This window comes from Thermococcus sp. (assembly GCF_027008145.1).
Classification (GTDB): Archaea; Methanobacteriota_B; Thermococci; order Thermococcales; family Thermococcaceae; genus Thermococcus.
The window spans coordinates 1-20,318 of the sequence record NZ_JALTCZ010000164.1 but is presented as its reverse complement, the minus strand read 5'-3'; the positions used below and the strand labels follow the sequence as shown (position 1 = coordinate 20,318).

The 20,318-nt window shown below is 51.0% G+C and carries 17 protein-coding genes, 1 tRNA gene and 2 pseudogenes; 10 read left to right on the top strand and 10 right to left on the bottom strand.

Annotation, left to right across the window (positions count from 1 at the left end):
* Positions 1–59: 59 nt before the first annotated feature.
* From MVD07_RS07945 to MVD07_RS07935, 3 genes are read left to right on the top strand one after another with little or no spacing between them, the layout of a single operon-like run.
* Positions 60–1,076, top strand: coding sequence for a nucleotidyl transferase AbiEii/AbiGii toxin family protein (locus tag MVD07_RS07945; RefSeq protein ID WP_297500535.1), 1,017 nt, complete (start codon positions 60–62; stop codon positions 1,074–1,076).
* Complete coding sequence (locus tag MVD07_RS07940; protein WP_297500532.1) at positions 1,069–4,452, top strand: helicase-related protein; 3,384 nt, start codon at positions 1,069–1,071, stop codon at positions 4,450–4,452. Before MVD07_RS07945 ends, MVD07_RS07940 begins: the two co-directional genes overlap by 8 nt.
* A 59-nt stretch (positions 4,453–4,511) precedes the next feature.
* Positions 4,512–4,973, top strand: a complete 462-nt coding sequence (locus MVD07_RS07935) for a DUF365 domain-containing protein (protein ID WP_297500529.1) — start codon at positions 4,512–4,514, stop codon at positions 4,971–4,973.
* Here MVD07_RS07935 and MVD07_RS07930 read toward each other — a convergent pair.
* Together MVD07_RS07930 and MVD07_RS07925 are read right to left on the bottom strand one after the other, a co-directional pair.
* Positions 4,954–5,366: pseudogene (locus MVD07_RS07930) on the bottom strand (EVE domain-containing protein). The gene MVD07_RS07935 and the pseudogene MVD07_RS07930 sit on opposite strands and share 20 nt — an antisense overlap.
* An 86-nt stretch (positions 5,367–5,452) precedes the next feature.
* The gene (locus tag MVD07_RS07925) at positions 5,453–5,857 is read right to left on the bottom strand and encodes a hypothetical protein (protein ID WP_297500527.1); all 405 of its coding nucleotides are present in this window, start codon (positions 5,855–5,857) and stop codon (positions 5,453–5,455) included.
* A 483-nt stretch (positions 5,858–6,340) separates the two neighbouring features.
* On the opposite strand from MVD07_RS07925, the gene MVD07_RS07920 reads away from it, so the two are divergent.
* A complete protein-coding gene (locus tag MVD07_RS07920; protein WP_297500524.1) occupies positions 6,341–6,670 on the top strand; it encodes a hypothetical protein in 330 nt (109 codons plus the stop codon).
* Between the two features lie 408 nt (positions 6,671–7,078).
* Here MVD07_RS07920 and MVD07_RS07915 read toward each other — a convergent pair.
* From MVD07_RS07915 to coaD, 3 genes are all read right to left on the bottom strand, one after another.
* Positions 7,079–7,154 (bottom strand) — tRNA-Gln (locus MVD07_RS07915).
* A gap of 61 nt (positions 7,155–7,215) precedes the next feature.
* Positions 7,216–7,896 carry a triose-phosphate isomerase gene (tpiA, locus tag MVD07_RS07910; RefSeq protein ID WP_297500541.1) on the bottom strand — a complete coding sequence of 227 codons (681 nt, stop codon included), beginning with the start codon at positions 7,894–7,896 and terminating at the stop codon, positions 7,216–7,218.
* 32 nt (positions 7,897–7,928) lie between these two features.
* Positions 7,929–8,423: a phosphopantetheine adenylyltransferase gene (gene coaD / locus MVD07_RS07905; RefSeq protein WP_297500521.1), complete on the bottom strand. Its 495-nt coding sequence runs from the start codon at positions 8,421–8,423 to the stop codon at positions 7,929–7,931.
* 67 nt (positions 8,424–8,490) lie between these two features.
* On the opposite strand from coaD, the gene MVD07_RS07900 reads away from it, so the two are divergent.
* From MVD07_RS07900 to MVD07_RS07885, 4 genes are read left to right on the top strand one after another with little or no spacing between them, the layout of a single operon-like run.
* Positions 8,491–9,663: a hypothetical protein gene (locus MVD07_RS07900; RefSeq protein ID WP_297500519.1), complete on the top strand. Its 1,173-nt coding sequence runs from the start codon at positions 8,491–8,493 to the stop codon at positions 9,661–9,663.
* Positions 9,660–10,991, top strand: coding sequence for a CoA-binding protein (locus MVD07_RS07895; protein WP_297500516.1), 1,332 nt, complete (start codon positions 9,660–9,662; stop codon positions 10,989–10,991). The genes MVD07_RS07900 and MVD07_RS07895 overlap by 4 nt, the downstream gene beginning before the upstream one ends.
* A gap of 48 nt (positions 10,992–11,039) precedes the next feature.
* Positions 11,040–12,017 (top strand): bifunctional N(6)-L-threonylcarbamoyladenine synthase/serine/threonine protein kinase, encoded by a 978-nt coding sequence (locus MVD07_RS07890; RefSeq protein WP_297500513.1) that lies wholly within the window; start codon positions 11,040–11,042, stop codon positions 12,015–12,017.
* Complete coding sequence (locus MVD07_RS07885; RefSeq protein ID WP_297500510.1) at positions 12,008–12,790, top strand: DUF835 domain-containing protein; 783 nt, start codon at positions 12,008–12,010, stop codon at positions 12,788–12,790. Before MVD07_RS07890 ends, MVD07_RS07885 begins: the two co-directional genes overlap by 10 nt.
* 26 nt (positions 12,791–12,816) lie before the next feature.
* Here MVD07_RS07885 and MVD07_RS07880 read toward each other — a convergent pair whose 3' ends face one another.
* From MVD07_RS07880 to MVD07_RS07860, 5 genes are read right to left on the bottom strand one after another with little or no spacing between them, the layout of a single operon-like run.
* Positions 12,817–13,662 (bottom strand): NAD(+) kinase, encoded by an 846-nt coding sequence (locus MVD07_RS07880; RefSeq protein WP_297500508.1) that lies wholly within the window; start codon positions 13,660–13,662, stop codon positions 12,817–12,819.
* A 14-nt stretch (positions 13,663–13,676) separates the two neighbouring features.
* Entirely contained in the window at positions 13,677–14,720 is a 1,044-nt protein-coding gene (locus MVD07_RS07875) for a lysylphosphatidylglycerol synthase transmembrane domain-containing protein (protein WP_297500505.1), read from the bottom strand.
* A 3-nt stretch (positions 14,721–14,723) separates the two neighbouring features.
* On the bottom strand, positions 14,724–15,875 hold the full coding sequence (locus tag MVD07_RS07870) for an RsmB/NOP family class I SAM-dependent RNA methyltransferase (protein WP_297500501.1): 1,152 nt from the start codon (positions 15,873–15,875) through the stop codon (positions 14,724–14,726).
* An 11-nt stretch (positions 15,876–15,886) separates the two neighbouring features.
* Positions 15,887–16,405 (bottom strand): DUF3201 domain-containing protein, encoded by a 519-nt coding sequence (locus MVD07_RS07865; RefSeq protein ID WP_297500498.1) that lies wholly within the window; start codon positions 16,403–16,405, stop codon positions 15,887–15,889.
* 41 nt (positions 16,406–16,446) lie between these two features.
* Positions 16,447–17,388 (bottom strand): LEA type 2 family protein, encoded by a 942-nt coding sequence (locus MVD07_RS07860; protein WP_297500538.1) that lies wholly within the window; start codon positions 17,386–17,388, stop codon positions 16,447–16,449.
* Between the two features lie 72 nt (positions 17,389–17,460).
* Between MVD07_RS07860 and MVD07_RS07855 the strand changes: the two genes are divergently transcribed.
* Both MVD07_RS07855 and MVD07_RS07850 read left to right on the top strand, forming a co-directional pair.
* Entirely contained in the window at positions 17,461–17,976 is a 516-nt protein-coding gene (locus MVD07_RS07855; protein ID WP_297500495.1) for a CDP-2,3-bis-(O-geranylgeranyl)-sn-glycerol synthase, read from the top strand.
* 101 nt (positions 17,977–18,077) lie between these two features.
* Positions 18,078–20,318 (top strand): annotated as a pseudogene (locus MVD07_RS07850) (hypothetical protein); the annotation flags it as partial.

The following is a 20,318-nucleotide window of genomic DNA, read 5'->3' as shown; positions in this document are numbered from 1 at the left end:
AGATAAACTTCAGAAGTATCTGGAAAGATACCCCCGGTCAATAAGGATGGTGATTGGGAATGGTCGATGAATCCCTCCTCATGGAGATTCGGAAGAACGAGAGAAGGGGTTTCGCCAGGTTTGTATCGAGAAAAACAGGGATAAAGTCCGTAGACCTCGTGGAGTGGGACTACATAATCCACACAATCCTCAAGGAGCTTGAGAGGGATCCTCTCTTCAAGGAGAACTACGTCTTCAAAGGTGGAACATGCCTTGTTAAATGCCACCTCGGTTATTACCGCTTCAGCAGGGATCTAGACTTTGCATATCGCCAGGGCGATGAGCTGAGAGAGATGAGCCGGAGCAGGCTGAGAAAATTCCTGAACGAAGAAACGGGCAGAATCGCGGAGATCCTGAGGTGCGTAGCCAGGGATCTGGGCCTTGAATTCCAATACAATAGTCACAGCGACTTCAACAACCACAGATATTTTAGCTTTCTCCTCGGCCCTGGTTGGTTTAGGGAGATAGTACTCTATTCTCCCCTGGGGGAGAAGATAAAAATTGAGGTAAATTATGCTGAAAGACTAGCGTTCAAGCCAAAAACTCTAAAGGCTCATACCCTCCTGTCCTGGAAGCGTGTTGAACTCACACCGAAGGAGTACGAAAGGTACATTGAGTTTCTCGGCAACTATTACCCTGTTTCCCTAACGGCTTATTCTGACAGGGAGATACTCGTCGAGAAGGTCAGAGCCCTCCTGACGAGAAAAGAGTTCAAGCTTAGAGACATCTACGACCTTTACAAACTTCATCAGAGGGGTCTTAAGATGGCCCGTTACAGAAAAGAGATAGCTGAAAAGATCAGGGGTTATCTCGACTTGAGCTCCATTGCATCTCAAAACCTGAGGAACTCGATAGATGCTCTACAAGAGGGGAGATTCCTTGTGGATATCGGACCAGAGATAGAGCGGGATATTGGACTCATCGTCGAGCCCTTCTCAAGAGAAGAGTTTTTGAACTTCGTTGAGGAGTTACGTTTTGAACTTGGCGCTCTCATTGACGAATTGAAGGACTTGATTGAGGTGGAAATCAATGGCTGAATCAGCCATACATCTTCTCGACAAATATGGTCTTGTTGACAACAACCGGGTGAGACTAATAGACGTCCTTAGAGAAGTTTTGACTTCAGGAGACTACAACAGGATAGACGTTGCCGTCGGTTTCCTCTTCATCAGCGGCATGAAGGAGATTCAAAACGAGCTCGAGGAGTTCTTCTCGAAGGGGGGCAAGATGAGAATAGTGATAGGCAACCAAACGAACAGGGAAACTTTTGAGCAGCTCAGCATGGTTTATCACTCCCTCGAGGCACTCCAGAAAATAAAGCGCCGCGAGAAGAGCGTTGAGACAAACCTTGACCGGCAGGGTGAGGACATCGAGAAAAACACTAATTTTATGGAGCAGACCGAGGAGAACGAGCTCTTCTTAAGAAGGCTTATGAAGTGGATTCAGAGCCACAGCCTTGAGATTAAAATTTATGTTAAGGAATTCATGCACGCCAAAGCGTATCTCTTCTATCCATCTAGACCATCTGTTACTAGAATAGGACTCGTAGGCTCGAGCAACTTCACGCTGGCGGGATTTTCAGGCAACACCGAGTTAAACGCCATCGTGCAGTCAGCCCACTTTGAGAACCTTAAAGAGTGGTACGATGAGATTTGGGGGGAGGCCCTTCCATTTAATCCGAAGCTCCTCGAGATCATAGAAAACAGCTGGGCAGGCCAAGTTCCTGGCAACCTGCCCTCACCGTGGGAAGTGCTGATCAGGGGGTTGTATGAACTTTACAAAGATGTTTTAGACAAAGACACGGGTTTTCTCTTGAGAAGGCTCGAAAACGTTCTCTACGACTTCCAGAAGGATGCAGTTAAGAGGGCAATATCAATAGTCAACAAATACAATGGGGTTCTGATAAGTGATGTTGTCGGTCTTGGGAAGAGCTACATAGGATTGGCACTTCTAGAGCACTTTTCCCTCCTGGACCTCTTGAATGGACGTTCAAGAGAAGTTGCTGTGATAGCTCCTCCGGGTCTTGTTCGTTACTGGGAAGGGCTATTGAGAGAGTACAACATTCCTGGGAGGGTGTTCTCATCGGGTCTGTTGCCACGTAGAGAGCTTTCCTCCGGCAAATACAGGGAGATGGGGAGTTACCTAAAGAACGTTGGAACTGTTTTGGTGGATGAAGCCCATCACTACTCAAACCCTACCACCAAGTCCTACAAGAACCTTCAAGAACTAATTTCAGGTAAAAGGGTCATCCTTCTAACTGCAACCCCCTACCGGAAGAGATACAAGGATATGATAAGCCAGATTCGCTTGTTCCTTCCGGAGAGACGGCACCCATTTCCAATACGGCCTCAGAATTGGGATGATTTAACGAAGGCGATTGAAAACGGCGAGCTGGACCCATCTTACGTCTTCAGGGAGATTCTGATAAGAAGAACAAGGCACGATATCCTTAACCTCTATGGAGGAAAAGATAACTGCATTAAGGTCAAGAAAAATAAAAAGCTATGTTTCCCAGAGAGAAGGCTCTCCGTGTTGAATTACACTATCTCCGAGGTTTACCCAGAAGACATCTATGAATTGCTCTTGAATGGAATCTCCTCAATGAATTACGCGAGGTTCGATCTCTACAACTACGTTCTGCCCCAATTCCAAGATTCAGAGCCATATCACAGTCTTTCCTCTGCAGGTAAGGGCCTCCGGGGAATAATGAGGATCCTCTACTTGAAACGTTTAGAAAGCTCCTGGTACGCAATGTATCAGACCCTGAGAAGGGACCTGATAAAAACAAAGAACTTCATCACTTTTGTTGAGAACGACTTCATTCCCGCAGGTGACGAGTTCGATGATGTGCTCTTAGGCAAGATTAATGGCAATAAAGAAGAGCGGGTTCTTAGTGAGAAAGAAGTAAAGGAGTTTATTGAGAATTACAAGAGCGAGGACAGAGTGACGTACAAAGCGGGTGCCTTTAGGGTCAGAAAATTGTTGGAGGATTTAAGGCACGATCTCAAGATTCTGGAGTCCATGGAATCTGCACTTAGGCCCCTTAAGGAGCAATTAGAAAGCAATCCTGAGAGAGATCCCAAGCTCAGAAAGTTAGCGGATGAAATAATGAAACTAAGAAAGGAAGGCAAGAAGATCCTCGTTTTCAGCGAATTTGAAGAAACAGTTCAATGGATCTACAATGGACTTAAAAGAATACTCCCAACAGATATCTCAGAAAAGATGGAATACGTAAGCTCAAACACTAAGGGAATAGCTAACAAGATAGAGCGTTTTGCACCGCGGTCTAATGGCCTCGAAAATGAGATCGATGAATCCCAGGAGCTTCACATTTTAATTGCAACGGATGTCCTCAGCGAAGGACTAAACCTTCAGGATGCCAACGTTGTAATAAACTACGATCTACATTGGACCCCAATCAAGTTGATTCAGAGAATTGGTAGGGTTGATAGAATTGGAACTGAACATGATGAAATCCTGATCTACAACTTCTTCCCCGAGAAGAAACTCGAGGAAAACCTGGGACTCCTCCAAAAAGTTGAGAGAAGAGTTCAGGAATTCAACAGGGCATTGGGGACAGATGGGAAGATACTTCAAGAGGAAGAGGAATGGAATCCCTCAGCAATTAAAGCAATTTATGGAACCGAAAACATCGAGAAAATTGAAGAGGATGTAAGTGGTTCACTGTTGTCAGTTACAACCTTTGCCGAAAAGCTCCTAAGAGAGTTTAAGGAGTCCAACGAGGAAAAGTTCAAAGAGATTACAAAGAGATACTCCATGAGGAGTATTGCCAGGTCCAAGACGGAATATCCTGTGGCGTTTTTTGTCTGCAGCAACGGAGTGATATCCCAGTATTTTGTTTATCGTCTAGTTAACGGTGAATGGAAGGCCCAAAACGTTCCAATTGAACAGTTGCTCAAAGATACTGGTTTAAACGAAGATACCCCTTCACTTAACAGCAACGAAGCTATGAAAATCTACCGCAGTGCCGCTAAAAAGGTTCTCTCAGACTTCAAAAAACTACTGAAGATTGCTGAGAGTGAACTCGAATACACCCATAGGAGGCCGTCAAAAATTCCAGAGCAGGTCAGAATAATCCTTGGTAAACTCCGAGAGAAGATTGAGAGAACCAAGAACCCTGGGGAGAAGGAGTCCCTGGGTCTGCTCTATGATCTTGTCTATTGGGGATACTTGAACCATGAACCTTTCAGAAATGCACTCTTAAAAGCCAACGTGAAGAAGAACACTTCAAGAGACAAGGTAGAAGAGCTCTGTTGGAATCTCGTCGAGCGCTTTGGGATAGCAGCAAGACGTAAAGCTGTTAAAGAAGAGATAACAAAGCGTAGAACTGAAGGGATTAAGCCTCACATAGTTGCAGGGCTACTCTTTGTCCCAGGTGAGCAGCCGAAGTGAATCCTATCCTTCCCAAATTATTTAACACTTTAGGGGTAAACTGTAAGTTGGTGATCACGATGGAAGAAAAAAGAATTGGTGTTACATTCCCAGTACCAAAGTGGTTCCTGGACAGGATACTCGAGGAAGGGAAGAGGGTCTTCGTGAAGCCCTCAACGCTGAGGGTCCAACCGGGAATGAAGGTTGTTTTTTACGCTTCCCGGGAGGGTCAAGCATGGATTGGTGAAGCGGAAGTTGAGAGCGTCGAATTCATTAACAACGTCGAGGAAATCATCAGAAAGTACAAGGATGAACTCTTCCTCACCGCCAAGGAGCTCAGGGATTACGAGAGAGAACGACAGAAGTGGCACTCCCGCGGGAGAAGACCGAGGCCGTGGATGGTGCTCAAACTGAAGGACATCAGAAAATACTCGAAGCCTGTTAAACCTCCAAGGTTCATAGCCGTCTCAGGGAGATACATCAAAGAGGAGGAGTACAGAGAAATCCAGAGGAAGAGTGGCTCTAGAGAAGGCTCTCAATAAGCTTGTAATCTCCCCTAGGATTTCTCTCATAGCTTTGCCCATTAAATGCTCGCTCCAGCGCTTTTTGTTGGTTATTGCCTTCAGCTTTGGAATGAGGGGTTTGAACTCAACCTCACCGAACCTCACAGGCTTGATCCTAATCCTGAGCGGGTAAGTCTCGTTGGGGTGAGGGTGCTCTTAAAAATCCTCGTCGAGTCAGTGGAAGGCTCGCTAATGGCCTCGAAGATGCCGACAATCTTGGGTTCGAGAACTTCCTTATTCTTCCTCTCTTGCTTGACGTAGAAGATGAGCTTATCGCCAGGTTTAATCTTGGCGATGGTGTTCTTGTGCCTCTTTGCCACGCCCCCAGACATTCTTCTTTTTAACAACCTCCCAATTGCCGCGGTTGGTAATGCAGAGTCAATACCTCATGAGGGTCACTAAAACTCTTTTCGAGAACCGTGAAATAAACATTCCGCATAAAAATGCAAAGAGAGGCACTAGGGCTCCAAAATAACAATGTCTTCTCGACACCTTAGGATTTCAAGTAGTTTGTTCTTCATGGCGTTTACCCCGTCCTTAAAAGTGTCTCCCACAGGATAGTCTTGGGCGCCAAGTTCTGCTTTTAGTTTGGAGAGATTGTGGCCCATTATTAGATTTCTTGCAATCATTTCGAGAAGCTGTTTGATTTGTTCTTTTATCCCGGCGTGGTCTTCCAGAAACATCTTCATCTCAGCATACGCAACGGCCTTTCCCATCCAGAAGGACATCTCCACTTCTTTTTGGTGTTTCTCTGCGGTGTTATCTGAAGCGAGAGCACCTACTGCAAAGATTTTTGACCTTTCTAGGGCTTCTGCTTCTTTTAGTTCTACATACAACAGATATTCCTCCCCCAATATTCTCACCAGATGGCACTTGGAGAATGCTAATATTGAAACTGTTGAATCAATTGAAATTTCAAATAAACTGTGGGGGTTTAATGTTGGGTGTTCATAATTTGAGGGTGTGGAGAGTTTTTGGTGGGGTCTATTTTTCTTTTGTGGATTTGATTTGTGTGTCTCGTTTTGAGTCCTAACTAAATTTTATGAACCCACTGTCGATTAATGACCCCCTTATTAAAAACAGATTTCTTCAGAGAACCTTGTTAAAGAAATAGAGTACATGGATTTTTCTAGAATTTAAGTCCAATCGAAGGGTTAATTTATGAAATGGGCTTTTGTCATCTTTGTATGTCTTGCCGATTTTGATGAAGTCCTTGTGGTGTTTGCATAGTTTTGTGGCACATTCCAATTAATGAAGCGAAAGAACTTGTAATGTCTTGGTTTCTCGTTGTTTCGCTTAGCTACATTCAATATTGGATGTTCATCATTTTCTCTGGGGGGTTTATCATGGCATCGGGCTGCGTTGAGTATTTTGTATGTTTCGAATACCGTATTCCAAGGAGGCAAGTCTGCATAATCAACTGCAACAATGAGGAGCTGGAAAGGCTCCTACGGCGACGACGTCTCTCCAAGGTAGTGGATTCCTATGCAAAGCGGGCGATCATTCGATTTATTGAAAACGAACTCATTAGGCGAGGCAAAATAAGCGATGCATCTCTGGTGGGTGCTGTGCTGGATAGCTATCTGGGGGACGATATCAACGTGTACTACAACACTACTTCAATATTTGTGGTTGTCAAAACGTTCTCCACTGCGGACTGTTATCTACAACATTAACCCCTAATCCCCCAATTTTTACTTTTTAGAGCCCTTGTCTATTGTGGTGAGATGTGACCCTGTTGTTCTGCGAGTCCTGCGACCCACCAGAAAATCGAACCTATCTGAAATCGAACCTATCTGGCTTGAGAGAGAATTTGCAATATGTTTTTAACTTGTTAATCCAACATGTTATTTGGCCATAATCGGCCGTAGGACGTCAAAGCACGCCGTGGTGGCGGCCATGGTGAGGAAGAGAAAAAGTTGGGAATTCGAACCGACCCAGGGGATCACAGGACCTGTGTGGGATCCCGCGACCCCCTATGAAGAAGGGCTGGAAGGGCAGTATTCTCCAGAAAACCTTGAATTTTTCATGGAATTGTTCAGCAGAGCCATGGGGGCAGTTTTTAGAGAAATTGTAGGGATATCTGGTAGCCCCGCCGGGATTCGAACCCGGGTCGCGGGATCCAAAGTCCCGCATGCTTGGCCGCTACACCACGGGGCTGCCCGATAGGAAGACTTTGCCCGGGCTTATAAACCTTAAGTCGGAGTGGAAAAATAATTAGTCAGATAATTAGCGACACCAAATTCCTTATCGCCTTCTCCGGGTCTTTGGCCTTGGTTACACCGCTCGCGAGCAGAACGCCAACGCTTCCGAGTTCAAGAGCCTTCTTTACGTCCTCGCCAGTGCTTATCCCTGCCCCTGTAAGGACTTTTACTTCGGGGTTCACCTTCCTGACAAGCTCGACTGTGTTTGTTATCACCTCGGGCTTGGCCTTGCTGACGGGTATCCCAGTTCCTATCAGCTCTGGGGGTTCAACCGCCACGTAGTCCGGGCCGAGGGCAGCCACAGCCACCGAAACAGCCGGATTGTTGGAGCAGACCATCGTCATAAGGCCAACCTCCTCCGCTCTCCTGATGCTCGCTTCAAGGTCTGCTAAAATCATCCTGTTCTCGGAGTGGTTGAGGAGCGTCCCAACCGCGCCGGCCTCCTTTACCGCATCCGGAAGAACGTGGCCCGTATGACTGCCCGGCTTTATCGGGTCGATGTGCTGGGCAAAGACAGGTATCTCAACGCTTTCTGCTATCATCCTCAGGTCGACCATCTGGGGTGCGATGACCATGGTTACTCCAGTTTCCTTCCACACTTTCTCAGCTGCTTTCGCTATCTCCAGTGCCCTCTTTCCAGTGGCCTCTATGTAGGTCTTGAAGTTTATCGCGATTATCGGCTCCTTAAGCTTCTCCATGGATATCACCGAAAGTGTTATGCTCCTTTCCCTTAAACGTCTTTCGGGGAGTTCCGTTTCCACTGGAGTGGTCTCCCGAAGGGGTCTATAAGACCGGCCCTTATGAGGGAGGAGCTTATCTTCGGCCCTATCTGGCTCCTTATTATCGGTATCTTGACTATATCGAGGGGTTTTAGACCCCTCTCAGCCCTAGCCCTGTTGACTATTATTGCCCCCTTGTACGTCTCATCGCTGACGACTATCGCTTCCAAGTTCCTCAGCCTATCAGCGAAGCCTATGGCGGTGTGTATCTTGATGACGCGGTAGTTGGTGTAGCTGTTCACGTCGAAGAACTTGAGCAAATCTCTCAGCCTCTCCCTGTAGGGGAGTATCCTCTCAGCGTAGGGCTTCTCCCTTATCATCTCATCGGAGGTCAGGCCCACGTAGACGTATTCTCCAACCTCAAAGGCCTTCCTGAGGAGGGCCTTATGACCGAGGTGGAGCCTGTCGAAGGTGCCCCCGACCACGACCTTTCGGTATTTCTTCATGGAACCTCCTTCTCGGGAGCACCAATAAGCTTTTTTATCCCCCCGATAACTCGGGAGGGGTGAGAGCATGAAAAAGACCTTGGTCGTTCTCCTCATCTTGGTGCTTGCATTCAGCGTTATCACCCCCCCGGTCTCCGCTACATCAGGCCCTCAAAAGGTCTTTGACATAAGGATAATGCTCCAAGTTTCCCAGAGCCAGATAAACGGTTCCCTGGCGTGGGTTGGAACCTTTGACATATACGTCAAGCTCAAAGATCCCAACTACAGGGCCTATTTCGAGTACCTGGCGAGGAAAAACGAGACCAACGCGACGAGACAGTTCGCAAACTTTGTGTATAACCTAGTCTACAACAACCTCAAGAAGGACTTGAACGACAAGCTTGAGGGGAGCAACTTGAGTGCCGTAATCTATATCCCCCCTGAAGGGCCCGTTCACGTGACCAGCAACTGGTCTGCAACAGTCAGGTTTTCCATAGTTCCTTTCCTCGTCCCGAACGGCCCCTACCTTAAGTGTCCTTTCTACGGCCCTCTCGACTTCGTGTTCCAGGGGCAGATTTACTCCTTCTCCTGGGAGAGGCTCATGATGATCTTTCCGGAGGACTACAAGATAAGGGAACTCGTTCCCAAGCCGAACGACCTGAGCAACAACGTCGCCATCTGGGAGAACGGCGATTACATCCCCTACATCGAGCTCTACAACCCGGTCTATCTCTTCCAGACCTTCATAAACTCAACGAGGAAGACGATTGAAATTTCCTTTGATCCCAACGAGGGCTACCTCCAGTTCAACGCGACCTTTACCGGGATGACCGCCCCGAAGTCGGTAACGGACCTTCTCATCCTGACATTCAGGCAGAGCATGAAGATAATGAGCATCTCTGCTCGTAACACTAAGGACGGCGTTGAGGTTATTGGAGTCGCCAAGCCCGAGGTGGCTTACAGAGAAACTAGGAAGGCGAAGATATGGCTGATCTCGATAAAGCTCCCCGGGAGGTTCGACAGAATCATCGTTAGGAACGGTAAGTACAGTCTGGCCCCCGACGGGACGCTCATAATAACCTACACCGAGGAGAAGATGGACTATCTACCCTACGTCGTCCTTCTTGCTGTGGTCGTTGGGGCTGGCGTTGTCCTCTGGCTCTGGAGGAGGCATAAAGGTGAGAAAGCTGAAATAGAGGACGTCCTCGATAGGGTCGACACGATCGAGATAGAGGGCGAAGAGAACGGTGGTGAGGAATGAGCCTCGACTTTTTCTTTTACCCATCAAGCGTGGCCGTCTTCGGTTCCTTCAGGGAGGGTGCAATAGCTAGGGAAATCCTGAGGAACATCGTTGAGGGCGGCTTTGAGGGCAGAATCGTCCCCGTAAACCCAAAGGGCGGAAGCGTTGAGATAGCCGGAAGAACCTTTGAGGTCAGGCGGAGGCTTGACGAGCCGGTTGACGTGGCCATAATAGCGGTTCCAGCTAAGATAGTTCCCCCACTTATAGACGATATAGGCCCTCTCATCAGGGGGGCGGTGGTAATAAGCGCCGGCTTCTCCGAGGTGGGGAACGATGAACTTGAGAGGGAGCTCGTTGAAAAAGCCAGAAAACACGGGGTAAGGCTCATAGGTCCCAACTGCGCCGGGATCTTCGGCGTCCACGGAAAGTTCTTCGGCTCCTTTGAGGTTCGCGTCAAACCCGGTGGCTTAGCTTTGATCAGCCAGAGCGGGGCCTTCGGCGGTGCTGCCCTGGCTATGGGCAACGATGAGGGAATAGGCTTTTCTGCCTTTGTCTCCTATGGAAACGCCTCCGATCTTAACGAGAGCGACTTCATTGAGTACTTCGCTGATGATGGGAATACAAGGGCAGTAGCCCTATACATCGAAGGGGTTAAGGAGGGAAGGCGCTTCTTGAAGGCCCTCCGCTACGCGAGCGAGAGGAAGCCGGTCATAGTCCTCAAGGCCGGGAAGAGCGCGAGCGGTGCCAGGGCGGCGGCTTCACACACGGGTTCGCTGGCGGGAAGCTATGGGATTTACAGGGCGGTCTTCAGGCAGGCTGGAGCTATAGAGGTCGAGGAGATGGAGGAGCTCTTTGACGCTGCGAAGGCCTTCGAGATGTACCCACGGGCCGGAAAGAGGGTGGTGGTGGTAACCAACTCCGGCGGGCCGGGAGTCCTGGCAACGGACAAGCTGGAGAGGCTTGGCCTTGAGATTGCTAGGCTGAGCGAGGAAACCGTTGATGAACTCCGTTCCTTTCTTCCGAGTCAGTGCTCCGTCAAAAACCCGATAGACCTCATAGCCGATGCCGACTACGAGCGCTATAAGAGAACCATCGAAACCGTCTGCGGTGACGGGAACGTGGATTCTCTCCTCGTAATCTGTGTACCGCCTATATTCGTCCCGAGCGAGGAGATAGCAAGGGCCGTCATCGAGGCCAACTGCGACAAGCCGATCATAGTGAACTTCATGGCGGGTGAGCTCGTTAAAGATGGGGTTGAGCTCTTGGAAAGGAACGGGATTAAGAACTTCCCGACTCCGGAGAGGGCCGCAAGGGCCCTGAAGTGGCTGTCCGAGGGGTTTTCCCCCTAGCCTCACGTAACCCTTTTATACCCTTACAATCCGGAAGGTTTTGAAACCATGATAGCCCTTGGTATAGAAGGAACCGCTCACACCCTTGGCATCGGCATCGTCACCGAAGATAGAGTCCTTGCTAACGTATTTGATACTCTCACAACCGAAAAGGGTGGAATACACCCGAAGGAGGCGGCCGAGCACCACGCCAGGCTTTTAAAGCCCCTCCTCAGGAAAGCCCTTGAGAAGGCCAGCGTTAGCATGGACGACGTTGACGTCATAGCGTTCTCCCAAGGGCCCGGTCTCGGGCCGGCTTTGAGGGTTGTTGCCACGGCCGCGAGGGCGCTGGCGATAAGGTATAACAAGCCGATAGTCGGGGTGAACCACTGCATAGCGCACGTGGAGATAACCAAGATGTTCGGGGTTAAAGACCCGGTCGGTCTCTATGTTAGCGGCGGCAACACACAGGTACTCGCTTTGGAGGGCGGCCGCTACCGCGTCTTCGGCGAGACCCTCGACATAGGGATAGGGAACGCCATAGACACCTTTGCAAGAGAAATCGGCCTCGGCTTCCCGGGTGGGCCGAAGATAGAGAGGCTCGCTCATAAGGGAGAGAGATACATAGAGCTTCCCTACGCGGTTAAGGGGATGGATTTGAGTTTTTCCGGCCTCCTCACCGAGGCGGTCAGGAAGTACAGGAGTGGCAGGTACCGCATAGAGGATCTTGCCTATTCATTCCAGGAGACGGCCTTCGCAGCTTTAGTCGAGGTCACGGAGAGAGCACTAGCACACACCGGCAAGGGGGAGGTCGTCCTCGTTGGTGGTGTCGCCGCGAACAACAGGCTTCGCAAGATGCTCAAGACGATGGCAGGAGATAGGGGGGTGGATTTCTTCGTTCCGCCCTACGACCTCTGCAGGGACAACGGGGCAATGATTGCCTACACCGGCCTGAGGATGTTTAAAGCTGGGGTTTCCTTTAGCCTTGAGGAGACGGCCGTCAAGCAGAAGTTTAGAACCGACGAGGTTGAGGTGGTATGGGCCTGATTGTTTCTCCATTCGTTTTTTTCATTGACGTTGTTCTCTTCGTCGTCATAGGCTACGCCACAATCTATGCCCTCAAGAGGGTTCACCGCTATTCCGAGCCCTTCAATCACTTCGTCACGATAATAGCGGTCTCACTGCTCTTCGCAACCGCTGGCCGGACCATAGACATAATAGACGACTTCTACACCAGCAGATATTTTACACCCGCTGAGCAGGTCCTCTACTTCATCTCGATCATCGGGGTTATCTACGGCGTGATAAGCTACATCCACACCGTCGAGATGAGAATCATGCCCCGGCCTGCTGGAACCTTTGGGGGCTCGGTCTCCTCAGGCGGTTTCCTGTACTTCGGCAAGAAAACAGAGCTGTCTTCCTTCCTCAGGGAGTCCAAGGTTCCCGCTCTCGTGTTCACGAGGGATCCCTGGCTGTACGATGGCCTTGAGAATGTCCAGACCGTCTGGGTGACCAATGCGAGCGAGGAAGGTGTTGCCCCGACGAAGATCCACGTCCTCCTTGACATAGCCGTCAGCTTCTTCAGGAACGGCGGGAAGTTCGTTGCCATGGACTGCGTCGAGACGCTGGTTCTCTACAACGACTTCTCCTCTGTCTTCAGGTTTCTTACCGCTTTGAAGGATCACGCCTCGAACTTCAAGGCCATGGTCCTGCTGGTTCTTGAGAGGGAAACCCTTGAGGCCCAGCAGGAGAGGCTTCTGAAAAGGGAGTTCTATGAGGTTTCTGGCCTCCAAGAGCTTATGGCCTCCTCTCCGCCATGAAGGGCGAGGCTTGTAAAATAAAAAGGTCAAAACTTCTTCTTGATTTTCAACGTGTACTTTGGGTATATCTCCCTGGTGAAGCGCACGAACTTCGCCTTCCTCGGCGAGAGCCTTATCTCTATCTCCGTGTCCGGCGGGAGGTAGGTGTAGAACTGCCCGTCTACCGCGAGCACGAGCTCCCTGCTTAGGGTCACGTTCCTGACCGTCACAACGCTCTTCGACGGCACTATCATCGGCCTTGAACTGAGGGCTATAGGTGCTAGGGGGGCTATCACCACAGCGTCGAGCCTCGGGTCAACGAATGGGCCCCCGGCGCTCATGGCGTAACCTGTTGAACCGGTTGGGGTTGAGATTATCAGCCCGTCGGCTCTTACCTCGTCGGCAAGTCCGCCGTCAACGTAGTACTTGAGGTGTATTATCTTTCCTGGTATCCCGGTCAGTACGGCAACCTCGTTGAGGGAATCTGGGACGCTGTTTTTCCCGTTGACGTACGTTCTCAGCTTTATGCGCTCGTCTATATGGTAATCGCCCTCTATGAGCTTGCTGAGTGCAAAAAACGTCTCATGGGGCTCGACTTCCGTGAGGAAACCTAACGTCCCCATGTTAACCCCGAGCAGGGGTATCTCCCGCTTGGTTCTATGCTCTACCCTCAGTATCGTCCCGTCACCGCCGATCACGATTATGAAGTCAACGTCGAAGTCTTCAAGGGGGAGGACGTCCTCCTCGTGGAACTCGGGGAGGTGTCTGTGGGTCTCCTCGTCGACGATAACGTCGTAACCGCTGACCTTAAGGAAGTCGTAGACCCTATAGGCGAGCTTTAACGCCTCCCACCTGTCCCTTCTCGCGGCGATGCCGAACTTCGGAGACGTCATCTTCGAGAGCCCCCTTAATCGTTTTTCTTACCCTTCAGTCCAATTAAACTTTTCCTCCGCCTTATCTTTGCCCCCAGGTGGGTCGTCACGAAACCTCCTATGCCAGTCGGTATCCAGTAGGAGATGAGCCTGTCGAGAATAGTTGCCGTAACGGCAACTTCCTTGTCAATTCCGAGGAGGACGTAGACACCAGAGTTCACCGTCTCGACGATTCCGGCTCCACCGGGGATTACGCTTATCATGCCGACCACTATGCCGACCATCTGGACGACCATAACGTCCACGAGCTTCACAGGGAAGTCTATGGTCAAGAAGGCACAGTACGTCCTCAGTATCGTGAAGAGCCACGATGCCGTGGAGTAGAAGAGGGCCATCAGGAAGGCTCCCTTGTGTTTCATCAGGAAGCGGAAGTCGCTCTGGAACCTAGGGACGTCAGCGTTAACCATCCTCAAAAACTTTTCCCTGTATTTGTCTGCCTTGGTCGGGAGAAACCTCTCCATAATGCGGTAGAGCCAGAACAGGGTCCCTTTAGTTTTCCTCTCGCTCAGCAGGATTCCAAGGCTGATCGCCACGAGGGCGCCAAATACCACGTCGAGAGCAACGAGGGTCATAGTTAGCGAGAGTGAGCCGAGGTAGTAGACGTAAACCGTCGAGAGGACAAGCATTAAGACCACTGGAATCAGGTCGAGGATTCTGTCCATCATAACCGTTGCGAAGACCTGTCCGTAGGGCTTCTCTATCTCCTTGGCCAGGAAGTACATTCTGACCGGCTCACCGCCACCCCTCGCTCCCGGGGTTATGTTGTTCACGAAGATACCCGCTAGCAGAGAGAGCATGACCTTTCCAAAGGGGGCTTCCATGCCGAGGCTTTTTATGAGAACCCTCCACCTCATCATCCAAGAGAGAAGGCTGAGGACGTACATAAGTCCCGCCAGAAGGAGGTACTCGATGTCCGCCCGCTTTAGTATGGCCAGGACGTCCTCTATCCCTGCCCACCAGAGGAGGAGTGCAATTATGACGATTCCAAAGCCCATCAGGGCGGCCTTTCTCCAGTCCATCCCTCACACCTTCCTCAGCCTCGCTATGAAGAAGCCCTGGGTCATGTGCCTGTTGGGGTAGAACCTCTGGACGTCCTCAAGGCCTATGCCGTGGGAGGCTATGAAAACGGGCTGCTCCTCAAGTTTGAGGCCCTTTTCGAGCATGTACCTGACGTTTGCCTCGTTCTCCTCAGGTGAGAGGGTGCAGGTCGAGTAGACAAGCATTCCACCCTTCCTCAGGGACTTTATGGCCGCCCAGATGAATGCCCTTTGGTATCTTGCCGTCGCCACTATCTCCTTTGGAGTCCTGCTCTCCCAGAGCTTGGGTCTTATCCCAAGGGCTGTGCAGGGTGCATCGAGGAGTATCTTATCCCCCTGAATTCCGAGTTCAGGCAACTTTCTTGCGTCCATGCGGATTAGTCTGACGTTTTTTACCCCGAGCCTTTTTAGCTCTTCCTCCATCTTCCTGAGCCTGTTCCTCGACTTGTCTATCGCTATGATCTCACCCTTGTTCTCCATAAGCTGTGCTATGTGACTCGCCTTTCCTCCCGGAGCGGCGGCCATGTCTATTACCAGCTCCTCCTCGCTCGGCTCAAGAACTCTCGCGGCCACCATGGATGGCAAACTTTGAGCGTAGAAGAGGCCCTCCTTAAAGCTCTCCAGCTCGCTCAGGCTCGGGAGTCTGAACTTCGGAAGTGTGACCTCAACGGCCAGCCCCCTTGTTGAGAGCATCATCTCCTTGGAGCCCATCCTCGCTATTCCAATCCCGACGAGAAGGCCCCTCGGGTCGCGGATTTCGACCTTGTCACCGGGCTTTATTCCTTTGTCAGCCTTCAAAACTCCTGGGGCGTAGAGCATTGCCCCCTGGTAGACGCTCTCGCTCGCGAACTTGTTCGCCACAACCCTCTTAAGCCCCGGTTCGTAGTCGTCGTCAAAGTTCGCCCCCTCACGCTCGAAGTAGATGCCCTCCTTGAGGTGGGGGCTCCTCCTGGGCTTTAGGCCTTCCCTACGGAGGATTCGGATGAGCTTCGACCTGCTAGTCTTCAGCGTGTTAACCCTGATGTAGTACTTCTCCACCGGAGTCCTCAAGGAGGCCATTATCTCCTCGGCCTCGCTCCCAAAGAGCCTCCGATAGTACTCCCTCAGCTCCTTCGGGAAAGCCTCCTCATAGCTCACAGCGGAACACCTCAAAGGTCAAAGATGCCAAAGCGCTTCCCGATGTCTGTCAGTCTCTTCACGCCCTGCTTCAGGGCCTTTACGCTACCGAAGTTTGCCTCGAACTGGAAGACCTTCTCGTCGCTCTCCCCAATCCTCCCAAGTATTTCCGTTGGCGATATCCTCCCGTCGCGCCTCCAGTTGTAAACGTCGTTCAGGAAGTTTTCGCTGCCGTAGATGAAGCTTCTCGGGAAGAGCTCGAGGAATGTTCCCAAAAAGTTCTCGCTTACCCTCTCCCGCGGAACCGCAACGACGAGGTAGTAGCTCTCTGGAGTTGCACCGACCTCCATCTGAGGCTTTATCTCAAAGGCCGGGTGAGGATACTTCATGAGCCTCCACTCATCGTCTAGGAAGAGGTAGGCCCCAAAGACCTCCTCCACGTCCTCCACCTTGAACCCAAGGGGCGGAAGCTCCCCCTTGAGCTCTTCGTTGAGCGTGAAAATGTCCTCCCAGAGTTTGTTGAGAAAGTCGTGGACTTCCCTCACCTTCATCTCTTTCCCCGAAAAAGAATGGTGAAGTGGTTTAAAAAGGTTCAACCTCCGAGCTTCGAGCCGAGGTTAGAGAGGTTTTTTGATATCTCCTGGAGGGCCTGGTTTATGCTCTCCATTATGTTCGTCTTCACGGTCTCCTCCTGGCTGAACAGCTTTACATCGATGTTCTTACCGAAGGCGTTTACTGTCAGATACAGGTTTATTCTGAGTTTGCTCGTTTCCCCGTTCTTCACGTGAATAGCCCAGGCCCTCGGTATCTCGTTGCCGTATATGACCGTCTCAACCGGGAGCGTCTTATAGCCCTTCGCTGGTATCACCACGCTCTCGATGGTCTGTCCGGAGCCTACCTTTATCCCGTTGGCGTAGACGTTGAAGCGCAGGTTGCCTATTGGTAGCGGGAAGTCGTTGGGGTTGTAGAGCTTCATGTAGGCTACCATCTCACCCCTTTCGCCGGTTGATCCTTTCCACTCAACCTTCGTGCTCACAAGGGCCGGGCTCTGGGCCAGGCCGCCCAGGATGGGCATGCTCTCGGCGGTGAAGTTCATCTGGCTCAAGATGTCCTCGTTGACTTCCCGGCTGAAGTTGAACGTAAGGGGTATGAACTTGAGGAGGAAGGTCCTAAAGGTCAGGGTGGCCTCTCCCCTCTGACCGTTATCGAGGTATCTGAAGAGCGCCCTGACAATGTTGTGGTTGTCTATCCCAATCACGACCTCGGCTCCCTTACTCAGAGGCCCGTAGGAGAACCTCTCGACCCTGGCAATTTCTATGCCTGAAAAGTTCAGAACAGCGTACCTAACCTCAAGGGGTATCATGAGGGGCCTTTTCCAGTGTGCCGTCACAATGATCTGGGTCTCGTTCTCGTTAACGTTGCCCCACGATGCACTCAGCTGTGGTGCCATCGTAACCACGGCGTAGGCAGCGTAGGCTCCCCAGAGGAGGAGCAGGAGGACGAAGAGAAGGACGAGCTTTTTGATTAACCCCATGGCAATCACCTTTTTACCCTCTTTGGCCTCTATCCTTATAAAGGGTTTTCCCCGCTATTCTCTGGTGGTTCCATGGGTTGGCTCTCATCGATCCTCTGGGCATTCTGGTACATACTCCCCGCTTACTTCGCTAACGCCTCCCCGGTTCTCGTCGGGGGCGGGAGGCCGATAGACGGTGGTAGAGTCTGGAGGGACGGGAGAAGGCTCCTCGGCAATGGAAAGACCTGGAGGGGCTTCATCGGTGGAGTTACCATTGGAACGCTCGTTGGGTTAATCCAGTACTTCATAACGCCCGGCTTCTACGGAGACCTCCCGACGGCCCTAGAGCTCGCGTTTCTCCTCTCCTTCGGTGCTCTGGTTGGAGATTTGATCGGGAGCTTCTTCAAGAGGCGCGCGAACCTGCCGCGCGGTGCCCCAGCCATAGGCCTCGACCAGCTCGGCTTCCTCATAAGCGCCTTGGTCTTCGCCTACCCGGTTAAGACCCTCACCAGCGGGCAGATTATATTCCTCCTCGTTGTTTCCCCCTTCGTCCACTGGGGGGCTAACTACCTCGCCTACAGGCTCGGCTGGAAGAGCGTACCGTGGTGACCTTCTGTTATTTTTTCGATTTACTATATTCTAGTTTGTTATATTACTATTAAATAGAAAAATTTTTAAATGCTGGTGAATTGTTAGTCTGGGTGCGTGCCATGAGAAGAGCCCTCGGGTTCATGATGGTGGTAATGCTCCTGAGCTGGAGCGTTGCAACGGTGCATCCAGTTAGGGCAGCGACCGTACCGGAGAAGGACACTGTCTACGAAGTCTTCTGGGACATACTGAACAGGGAGGCCTGGCTCTACGCACAGATTGAGGGCGGAAACTCCTCTGCCGTTGAAAAGTTCATCGATAATTCACGCCTCGGCTCTGAAAACGCCATCAACATATCAACGCTGATATGGCAGTCCCTTCGGGAGCTGAAGTCCTCGGGCGTTAAGCTCTACTACACTGCCGACGAGCTCAGGCAAATGGCGGAGAACGTCAGCGAGAACGGTCTCCCCAACGAGACCGTTGAGGAGCTTAAAGCCCAGGGCTGGACCGATGACCAGATTAAGGCCCTTGAGGAGTACATAGCCAAGAACGCCGACAACATCACGGGAGATTTCAACATGAGCGCCTTCCTCCAGAACTTTTCGACGGCCTTCATGAGGGTTGCCTTCAAGTACAACCACTACTGGGCCTATGGAGTTGAAAAGCTGTTGAATCGGAACGCCTCTTCCCTTGACGTTCCGGTCGTTGTCATAACCCAGAGTCCGAAGGCTAGAAATGTTCCAATCGCATGGGACGCCTTCGAGAACTTTACCGGCCTCTACAAAAACGCTGATCTCGCGACAAAGCTTTCCCTTGTAAGAAAACTTGAGGATGAAATCATAGGTATGGGGCAAAGCAGTGAGTGGAGAACCCTCTACTCAAAAAAGAACTTCCTAAGCGGTAGTTCGACCTCCTGTCAGCTTACCAAAGATCCGGCTCTCCTTGAGAACAGCTTTCAAAAGGCAAGCATAACCTCCAGGAGGCTCCTCAACAAGACGTACTCGGTACCGGTTGGTTCTCTTCCCTCAGGAAGCGCCGGCTACTACTACGAAACCCTGGCCGTTCGCTCCTTCGTCAGCGGGGACTACATCATCGTCGAGCTCAAGAAAAGCTGGGCCTCTCAGAAGGTTCTCAACGACTGCTCTATCCAGACAACCTCGGGTGAAAACTACACAATTTACTACTGGAGGGCCTTTGAAACCCTTGAGGCACTCAGGAACCTTGAGTCCCTCCTTGAGGCCATGGAAAAGGGCAACGGCAACCCCGACCTTAGGGAGCTTGAGGCGAACCTTACCGACTCCCTTCCGGGTCTCTTCAAGACTGAAAAGATTGGCCACTACCAAGAGAGCAGAACAACGATTTCCCATCAGATATTCCCGGGTGATCCTTGGCCTAGGGGCATAGAAGGGATGGGCATAGCCTCGACTGAGGCCTCCCTTGACCTCGGCGTCGAGGTCTCGGCCGCTGATGTAACGGAGAACTACGCGACCTACAGGGTCACGGTTGCCCTTCAGGCCGTTGGGGGCTCCGTTTCCGACGTTGACGTAAGCGTCAACGGAGACGGCCTCAGCGATTCAAAGCACTACAACGTAATAACTCCCTCCGATGGGGTCGTCAGGTGGACAACGAGGGCCAGCTCAAAGATATATGGTTCCGGAAACATCACCGTTAGCGGTATTGTTAAGGCCATATATTCTGTCTCTCACTCAACACCCACTTCAATTCTCCCTCCAAGGGAAGGCTATTTAACTTCCACTCCTAAAAAGAAGACAATAACCCGGCATTACTCCAAGACGATTCGCTTGGGGACGGCAATAGACCCGAACAAAGTAACCTTCCAGATCGTGCCAAGCAGGAGCAGAGTTAATCCTGAAAGCGACGTCTCCTTTACCGTTGAAATCATTAATCACAACTCAAAGGCGATAGACTCTGCCTACAGCCTTGATGTTACGTACCCTGTGGAGAACGGCGCTGGAACGGTAACGTTCTCCAACGATACGCTTATAGTCGGTGGAGGTTCTTCTCTGATATTCACGGCCGGTACCGTTCACTACGCCTCAACCGGAACATTCCACTACTCAGGCGTGCTCAAGTTCGAGGGCTTTTCAAAGACCGTTGAGGGTGATATCGTGGTCAGTTCGAACGCGAACTCAAGCGGAAGCGACCCTGCACCTTCGAACGGAAGGCTTACGATAGTCAGTGTAACCCCTGAGCCGGAGTATCCTAAGGAGGGTGGCACTGTGGGCTTTAATGTCAAAATAGGTAGCACTTATCCGAGTACTGAGAGGGCTTTGGTTAAGCTCTACGTTGATGGTGAGCTTAAGGATTCGAAAGAGGTTGACGTTGGTACTTCGGGAACTTCC

What these genes read in the sequence shown, in the direction of transcription:
- MVD07_RS07945 (WP_297500535.1), top strand. Translation starts at nt 60, where the DNA reads ATGGTCGATGAATCCCTCCTCATGGAGATTCGGAAGAACGAGAGAAGG.
- MVD07_RS07940 (WP_297500532.1), top strand. Translation starts at nt 1,069, where the DNA reads ATGGCTGAATCAGCCATACATCTTCTCGACAAATATGGTCTTGTTGAC.
- MVD07_RS07935 (WP_297500529.1), top strand. Translation starts at nt 4,512, where the DNA reads ATGGAAGAAAAAAGAATTGGTGTTACATTCCCAGTACCAAAGTGGTTC.
- MVD07_RS07920 (WP_297500524.1), top strand. Translation starts at nt 6,341, where the DNA reads ATGGCATCGGGCTGCGTTGAGTATTTTGTATGTTTCGAATACCGTATT.
- tpiA (WP_297500541.1), bottom strand. Translation starts at nt 7,896, where the DNA reads ATGGAGAAGCTTAAGGAGCCGATAATCGCGATAAACTTCAAGACCTAC.
- coaD (WP_297500521.1), bottom strand. Translation starts at nt 8,423, where the DNA reads ATGAAGAAATACCGAAAGGTCGTGGTCGGGGGCACCTTCGACAGGCTC.
- MVD07_RS07900 (WP_297500519.1), top strand. Translation starts at nt 8,491, where the DNA reads ATGAAAAAGACCTTGGTCGTTCTCCTCATCTTGGTGCTTGCATTCAGC.
- MVD07_RS07895 (WP_297500516.1), top strand. Translation starts at nt 9,660, where the DNA reads ATGAGCCTCGACTTTTTCTTTTACCCATCAAGCGTGGCCGTCTTCGGT.
- MVD07_RS07890 (WP_297500513.1), top strand. Translation starts at nt 11,040, where the DNA reads ATGATAGCCCTTGGTATAGAAGGAACCGCTCACACCCTTGGCATCGGC.
- MVD07_RS07885 (WP_297500510.1), top strand. Translation starts at nt 12,008, where the DNA reads ATGGGCCTGATTGTTTCTCCATTCGTTTTTTTCATTGACGTTGTTCTC.
- MVD07_RS07880 (WP_297500508.1), bottom strand. Translation starts at nt 13,662, where the DNA reads ATGACGTCTCCGAAGTTCGGCATCGCCGCGAGAAGGGACAGGTGGGAG.
- MVD07_RS07875 (WP_297500505.1), bottom strand. Translation starts at nt 14,720, where the DNA reads ATGGACTGGAGAAAGGCCGCCCTGATGGGCTTTGGAATCGTCATAATT.
- MVD07_RS07865 (WP_297500498.1), bottom strand. Translation starts at nt 16,405, where the DNA reads ATGAAGGTGAGGGAAGTCCACGACTTTCTCAACAAACTCTGGGAGGAC.
- MVD07_RS07860 (WP_297500538.1), bottom strand. Translation starts at nt 17,388, where the DNA reads ATGGGGTTAATCAAAAAGCTCGTCCTTCTCTTCGTCCTCCTGCTCCTC.
- MVD07_RS07855 (WP_297500495.1), top strand. Translation starts at nt 17,461, where the DNA reads ATGGGTTGGCTCTCATCGATCCTCTGGGCATTCTGGTACATACTCCCC.